The following is a 6647-nucleotide window of genomic DNA, read 5'->3' as shown; positions in this document are numbered from 1 at the left end:
ATAAGAGACAGATTTATATTTTTCTTTAAGAGATTTGGTATTTTGGCATTTAATGATTCAAATATGGCCAAACACATTACGATAAGGACAATATAAAATGAAATTCAAGCGTGCTCTCTCTTCCGTGTTTGCTTTTATCTTGTTTTCTGCCGCGCAAACCGGCTTTGCCCAAGATATTGCTTTTCATCAAAAAGCTTCCGAAGCCGTTAATCCTATTGTCGGCAACTTGGCGTTAAGCATCGATATCGATGCTTCCGGCCAAGTGAACGGTGCGCGAGTAGTGCGCAGCAGCGGTTCCAAACAGATTGATGCACAAGCGGTTACTTGGATCCGCACGCAACATTTGCGTCCGGTTACCATGAACGGCGATCCGATCAATTTCAGTGCCATTAAAGAAATTAACTTCAGCCAGCCTGCCGCCGTGGAACATGCCGGTTTAAAACGTTAAAGTGTAGGCTGCTTCATAAGCAGCAGCTGAGAAAATACAAAGTAGAGAAAAGCACTCTTATCTAATCGGATAAGAGTGCTTTTTGTTTGGAAAGATGTGCAGTTGGGTTATTTATAACGGTTTGATATTTCGACAAACTGAATACAGATTTTGAAATTTATTTGCCGGATACGCTTTAAATGACACCCCACATCCGCGCAAAAGTATCCGGTAAATGGCAAAAGGCCGTCTGAATACATAATGTTCAGACGGCCTTTTAATTAGATAGGAAAAATTTTATTGCTTAATCAGCTCCAATTCCACGGGAATGGATTTTTCCACGGTTTCTCCGGCAATCACTTTCTTGGCAGCTTCTACGCCCAGTTCTCCGATTTTGGCCGGTTTTTGGGCGACGGTTGCGGCCATTTTGCCGGCTTTAACCGCGGCTTGGGCGTCGTCGGTTGCATCAAAGCCGACCACGATAACGTCTTTTTTATTGGCTGCTTCCAAAGCTTTTACCGCACCTAAGGCCATTTCGTCGTTATGGGCAAATACTGCTTTAATGTTCGGATGGCTTTGCAGAATGTTTTCCATTACGGTCAAGCCTTTGGTGCGGTCGAAATCGGCCGGTTGTTTGGCAACGATTTTAATGGTTTGTTGTGCGTCCATCACTTGATGGAAGCCTTCGCCGCGCTCACGGGCGGCGGAAGAGCCGGGAATGCCTTCCAGCTCAACCATTTCACCGCCTGCGGGCAGTTTGCTGACGATATATTCGGCTGCCATTTTACCGCCGGCAACGTTGTCGGACGCCACATGTGAAGCCACTTCGGCACCTTTCACCGAGCGGTCGATGGAAATAACGGGAATGCCTGCTTTGGCTGCACGGTTGACTGAAGCGGCTGCGGCTTCGGAGTCGGTGGGGTTAATCAGCAGCACTTTGATATTTTGCTGCAGCAAATCGTCCACGCCGGCGGCTTGTTTGCCCGAATCGTCGTTGGCATCCACCACCACCAGTTTTAAACCGAGTTTGTCAGCTTGCGCTTGTGCGCCTTCTTTCAGATTAACGAAAAACGGGTTGTTTTGGGTGGAAATGGCCAAGCCTACGGTGTCGCCGGTTGCAGCTGCGGAAGCGGCGGTTTTGTTGTCGGCCTGTTGTTGGCCGCAGGCGGTAAGCAGAACGCCGGTAATGAGTAGGGCTGAGGCTTTGCGTAAGAATTTCATCGTGGTTCTCCATTGTGAGAGGGTAAGAAAAATCAGGCGTTTTTGCGGTCGAGTAAAACGGCAAACAGAATAACCGCGCCTTTGATAATCAGCTGGTAGTTGGCCGATACGTTCAGCAGGTTGAGGCCGTTGCTCAATACGCCGAGCAACACCACGCCAACGAGTGTGCCGAACAGCCAGCCGCGCCCGCCGGACAGGCTGGTTCCGCCCAATACGACTGCGGCAATCGCGTCCAATTCGTACATCACGCCGGCGTTGGGGCTGGCGGAAGAAAGGCGGCTGGTAACGACCAAAGCGGCCACGGCGGAAAGCATGCCCGATAAAGTATAAACCCAAAGTTTCAGGCTTCTGACTTTCAGGCCGGAAATGCGGGCGACGTCTTCGCTGCCGCCGAGCGCGTAAACGTGGCGGCCGAAACGGGTTTTTTTCAACACAAACCATAAAACGAAGTAAACGGCCAGCATCAACACCACCGGCGTGGGAACGGTGTTGAAAAGATAGCCCGAGCCGATATCGTTAAAGAAGCCGTCTACATTGATGGTAATCGGTTTGGATTGGGAATATTCCTGCGCGATTCCGCGGAAGAGAATCATGGTGGCCAGCGTGGCGATGAAGGGAGCGATGCGGCCTACCGACACCAACAGCCCGTTTACCGCACCGCAGGCGGCGCCGAGCAGAATGCCGATGCAGGATGCCAAAATCGGATCCATGCCTGTCTGAATCAGGCTGGCGGTGATGATGCCGACCAAAGCCAGAATCGCGCCGACCGATAAATCGATGCCGCCGATCAGAATCACAAACGTCATGCCGAAAGCCAGCAGGCCGCTGTATGTTACTTGGCGCAATACGCTGAATAAGTTATTAGAAGTCAGGAAGTTGGGCGTGGCCGCACTCAATACGGCCGACAACACCACCAAACCCAATAAAGGCCCCATTTTTTTGACGGTGGCGCCGATAGACAATGGTTTCATGCTGCGTTTCCTCCGGCTGCCAATGCCATGATTTTTTCTTGGTCAGCCTCTTTGGTATTCAAAATGCCGTTCAGACGGCCTTCGCACATCACTGCCACGCGGTCGGATACGCCGAGCACTTCGGGCAGCTCCGACGAAATCATGATGATGGCTACACCTTCACGGCTTAATTCGTTGATGATGCGGTAAATTTCGGCTTTGCCGCCCACATCTACGCCGCGTGTCGGCTCGTCGAGAATCAGGATTTCCGGCAGTTCCATCAGCCATTTGGCCAACACGACTTTTTGCTGGTTGCCGCCGGAAAGACGGCGCACGGCTTCTTCGGTGTCGGCCACTTTGATTTTCAGCTTCTCAACCGCTTGTTTGATGTAGCTTTTCTCGTGGGCGCGGTCAACCATGCCGTTTTTTACGGGCAGATGCACCAGCGTACTGTTTTCGCGCACGCTCATGTCGAGAATCAAACCTTTGGCTTTGCGGTCTTCGGTAACGTAAGCGATTTTATGGGCGATGGCATGGCGCGGGCTTTTGATTTGCACGGGCTTGCCGTTGATTTTGATTTCGCCTTCCGCCAGCGGGGATAAGCCGAACAAGGTGTTGGCGATTTCGGTGCGCCCCGAGCCGATAAGCCCGGCAAATGCCAGAATTTCTCCGGCACGTACTTCAAAGCTGACGCCGCTGACGTTGAGGCCGTCTGAAAGATTATTGACTTCCAGCTTCACTTCGCCGATGTTGCTGTCGCGTTCGGGAAAACGCTCGTTCAGTTCGCGCCCCACCATCATGCTGACCACATCGTCGAAATGCGTATCGGCAATGGCTTTGGTGCCGACTGAAATGCCGTCGCGCAATACGGTTATGCGTTGGCAGATTTGGAAAATTTCTTCCATGCGGTGCGACACATAAACCAAGCCGACGCCTTTTTCGGCAAGCTGCCGCACAATTCCGAACAAGCGTTGGATTTCAGGCTCGGTTAAGGCGGCGGTCGGCTCGTCCATGATAATCACTTTCGCATCAATCGAAAGCGCGCGGGCGATTTCTACCAATTGTTGCTGACCCACCGATAATTCTTTAATCAAAGTATCGGGGCCGAAGTTGGCCTGCAATGCGGCAAGCTGTTCGGTAACAATTTTGGCCATTTGCTGCTTTTGCAGCACGCCGTGTTTCACGATTTCCCGCCCGAGAAAAAAGTTTTCCGCAACCGTCATTTCCGGCAGCAGGTTGAGTTCTTGGTGGATGATGGCGATGCCTAGCTTTTGTGCGTCGACAGGCGTTTTGATGGTTTCTTCGCGGCCGTCTATCAATACCCGGCCTTCTTCGGCCTGATAAATGCCGGTGAGGATTTTCATCAGGGTGGATTTGCCCGCGCCGTTTTCGCCCATCAGGGCATGGACTTCTCCGGCGCGCAAATCAAAATCCACACCGCGCAACACCTGCACGGGGCCGAACGATTTGTTGATTTGCCGCATCTCTACCAATAATTTCGGCTGGTTCATTAAAACGGCACTCCGGAATGAAGAATAATGTTGGTATAAGGCGTTGTATCGCCGGTGCGGACAACGGCGCGGGCGGTTTGGGAAAGCTGCTTGAGTGCTTCGTGGCTCACGGTTGCGGTTTGAATGCGGTTGTTTTCTGCATGGTTGTGCGCAAACCGCCATAAATCGGCGCTGTGAGCTTCGGTTTCTTTTGCCAGCGTGATTTTTTCCAAGCAGATTTCCTGCAATACGGCATCTAACACCTGCCGCAGTGCGGGTACGCCCAAGCTGACGGCCAAGTCGATGCAGGGAACGCCGTGGGGAACGGGCAGGCCGGCATCACCGATTACCAGCATATCGCCATGCCCCAAAGTGGCGATGAGTTTGGAGAGTTCTGCGTTGAGTACACCTGTTTTTTTCATAATACATGTGTTCCTTTGCGTCAATTCTGAGGCGCGGCCTTACAGAACAGATTTCGGCCTGCTTGCGGCACGCTCGATTTTTTTTAAGCAATCAGAATAACTTCCGATGACAAGCTGTAAGTATAATGGCGGATTCAATCGGTTTTCAACGGGTTTTTGAAAGATTGATAATGTTTGTTAAGATAATTTGATATATTGTTTTATCTTGATAAAAAGGGCTCGGAAAAACAGTTATAAAGGCCGTCTGGAAAGCATTTGGCGCTTTCAGACGGCCTGAGACCTTTGCAAAACCCCCATCTGCGGCGCATTTCTGCGTTGTGCGCTGCTCGCTCGTTTGCCTATCTATATGATATGTCTGCACTCGCTGTGCTGCTACGCCTTGAACTGCATCCGCATCTGGGGGTTTTGCAAAGGTCTCGGCCTTTATTATTGAAACTGTGCCGGGTCTATCGGTGAATGGCGTTGGAAATAGAGCTTTAATGCGTCGGCATCGACATAGCCGGTGTTAACGTATGAAGGTCTGTCGGCCACTTTGGGGTAGCCGTCGCCGCCGTTGGCCAGGAAATCGGGAAGGCTGAGGCGGTAGACTTGATTGTCTTGCAGGGGTTTGCCGCCAATTTGGATATTGCTGATTTTGCCTTCGGCATCGGTTTGGAAAGAAACATTGTCAAATTGGGGATAGCCGCCTGAACCGGGTTTCATTTGGCTTACGGTTTGCAGGTAGCCGCGCAGCTCGGCACCGGTTAATCCTACATAGCCGACAAGGTTGCCGAAAGGCTGCACGCGCAAGATGTCTTTATAGGTGACTTTGCCTGCCTGAATCGAATCGCGGATGCCGCCGCTGTTCATAACCGATAAATCGGCACCGGTGCGCTCGCGTTGCGAACGGGCGATCAGGCGGCCGAGATTGGTGGCTTGGTGGCGGACAATGCTGCGGTCGCCTTCGAGTTTGCCGGTTACGCTACCGACTTCGATGCCGAGTTTTTCATCGGCTTCGTCTTGGTATTTTTTCAGACGGCCTGCCAGTTTTTCGTCTTGCGGGATTTCTTTTTGATAGAGCACATATTCGGTTTTGCCGTCGGCCGTTTCGGTTTTGTATTTCAGGTTGACCGGAATGAGCCGGTAGGATTGTAAAGAGAGTTTGCCGTCTTTAAAGGTAAAGTCGGCGCGCCCCAAATATTTGCCCCATTCGCCTGCCTGCATAATCCAAGTGCCGTTGCGGAAATCGGGGCGGCAGGCTTCGCCGGCACGGTAGTCTTTTTTCAGACGGCCTTCCGAATCGACGCAAACGGTGGTGTGGCTGTGGCCGCCGATAATCAGGTCGAACGATTGCTGCGGCAGCGCCTCGGCCAGACCGATGTCGCTGTTGTAGCCCAAGTGGGTGAGGGCGATTTTGATGTCGGGTTGGCGGCGCTTGAGGTTGTTGAGCATTTTGGAGGCGGCGCGACGGGTGTCATCGAAAGACACGTTTTGGGTATATACCAAATTGGCGGCGGTGGCGGTTTCTTCGGTGGTCAGCCCCACTACGGCGATGCGCAGCCCTTTTTTGTTGAGCATCACATAAGGTTTCACCAAATATTTGCCGCTGTGTTTGTGGCGCACGTTGGCGGAGATAAACGGAAACTTCGCCCATTTTTCCTGCATGCCGAGCATTTGCAGCGGGTTGTCGAACTCGTGGTTGCCCAGAGCCATGGCTTCGTAACCGATGGCGTTCATGGCTTCGATGTCGGGCCGGGCGTTGTGAACGTCGGATTCGGGCACGCCGGTGTTGATGTCGCCTGCATGAAGGATGAGCAGCGAGCCGCCTTTGTGCTGCACTTCTTTTTTGATTTGTTTCACCAGCGTTTGGTGTGCGGCCATGCCGTATTCGCCGCGTTCGTTGGGCCAAAAGCGGCCGTGGGTGTCGTTGGTGTGCAGGATGGTCAGGTGGTAGGTTTTGCCGCTTTGGTAGGCATGGGCAAAGGCGGGCAGAAGCAGGGCGGTAAGCAGGATTTTTTTCATAACGGCACTTCTTTCGTTTGTTCAGATGAAAAGGAAGAATCCGATTCGCTGCGAAGCCAACCGGAAATCGGGGATATTGGTCGAAATCAGTTTATGTGGGAACTACGCGCAATTACATATCCGTGCGTTCGCATTT

Annotated in this window: 7 protein-coding genes; 2 read left to right on the top strand and 5 right to left on the bottom strand. The window is 52.1% G+C overall.

The features are described from left to right. Positions 1-97 precede the first annotated feature (97 nt). Positions 98-448, top strand: coding sequence for a TonB family protein (locus tag AKG43_RS09780; RefSeq protein ID WP_054600384.1), 351 nt, complete (start codon positions 98-100; stop codon positions 446-448). Between the two features lie 276 nt (positions 449-724). Here the strand turns inward: AKG43_RS09780 and rbsB are convergent, their stop codons facing one another. The 4 genes from rbsB to rbsD are packed head-to-tail and all read right to left on the bottom strand — an operon-like array spanning position 725 to position 4510. Continuing rightward, complete coding sequence (gene rbsB / locus AKG43_RS09775; RefSeq protein ID WP_054600383.1) at positions 725-1648, bottom strand: ribose ABC transporter substrate-binding protein RbsB; 924 nt, start codon at positions 1646-1648, stop codon at positions 725-727. A gap of 32 nt (positions 1649-1680) precedes the next feature. Then, positions 1681-2619, bottom strand: coding sequence for an ABC transporter permease (locus AKG43_RS09770; protein WP_054600382.1), 939 nt, complete (start codon positions 2617-2619; stop codon positions 1681-1683). Next, positions 2616-4109 carry a sugar ABC transporter ATP-binding protein gene (locus AKG43_RS09765; RefSeq protein ID WP_054600381.1) on the bottom strand — a complete coding sequence of 498 codons (1494 nt, stop codon included), beginning with the start codon at positions 4107-4109 and terminating at the stop codon, positions 2616-2618. The genes AKG43_RS09770 and AKG43_RS09765 overlap by 4 nt, the downstream gene beginning before the upstream one ends. Then, positions 4109-4510, bottom strand: a complete 402-nt coding sequence (gene rbsD, locus AKG43_RS09760) for a D-ribose pyranase (RefSeq protein ID WP_054600380.1) — start codon at positions 4508-4510, stop codon at positions 4109-4111. Before rbsD ends, AKG43_RS09765 begins: the two co-directional genes overlap by 1 nt. 255 nt (positions 4511-4765) lie before the next feature. Here rbsD and AKG43_RS13675 point away from each other — a divergent pair, with 255 nt between their 5' ends. Further along, on the top strand, positions 4766-4966 hold the full coding sequence (locus tag AKG43_RS13675) for a signal peptidase (protein WP_085359464.1): 201 nt from the start codon (positions 4766-4768) through the stop codon (positions 4964-4966). Here the strand turns inward: AKG43_RS13675 and ushA are convergent. Further along, the gene (ushA, locus tag AKG43_RS09755) at positions 4937-6511 is read right to left on the bottom strand and encodes a bifunctional UDP-sugar hydrolase/5'-nucleotidase UshA (RefSeq protein ID WP_054600379.1); all 1575 of its coding nucleotides are present in this window, start codon (positions 6509-6511) and stop codon (positions 4937-4939) included. The two genes, AKG43_RS13675 and ushA, sit on opposite strands and share 30 nt — an antisense overlap. Between the last annotated feature and the right edge of the window lie 136 nt (positions 6512-6647).

It is taken from the genome of Neisseria sp. 74A18, assembly GCF_001308005.1.
Classification (GTDB): Bacteria; Pseudomonadota; Gammaproteobacteria; order Burkholderiales; family Neisseriaceae; genus Neisseria; species Neisseria dumasiana.
This window is presented reverse-complemented; position numbering and strand designations above follow the sequence as displayed.

Coding starts and splice junctions, on each gene's coding strand:
- AKG43_RS09765 (WP_054600381.1), bottom strand. CDS start 4,109: ATGAACCAGCCGAAATTATTGGTAGAGATGCGGCAAATCAACAAATCG.
- rbsB (WP_054600383.1), bottom strand. CDS start 1,648: ATGAAATTCTTACGCAAAGCCTCAGCCCTACTCATTACCGGCGTTCTG.
- rbsD (WP_054600380.1), bottom strand. CDS start 4,510: ATGAAAAAAACAGGTGTACTCAACGCAGAACTCTCCAAACTCATCGCC.
- AKG43_RS09780 (WP_054600384.1), top strand. CDS start 98: ATGAAATTCAAGCGTGCTCTCTCTTCCGTGTTTGCTTTTATCTTGTTT.
- ushA (WP_054600379.1), bottom strand. CDS start 6,511: ATGAAAAAAATCCTGCTTACCGCCCTGCTTCTGCCCGCCTTTGCCCAT.
- AKG43_RS09770 (WP_054600382.1), bottom strand. CDS start 2,619: ATGAAACCATTGTCTATCGGCGCCACCGTCAAAAAAATGGGGCCTTTA.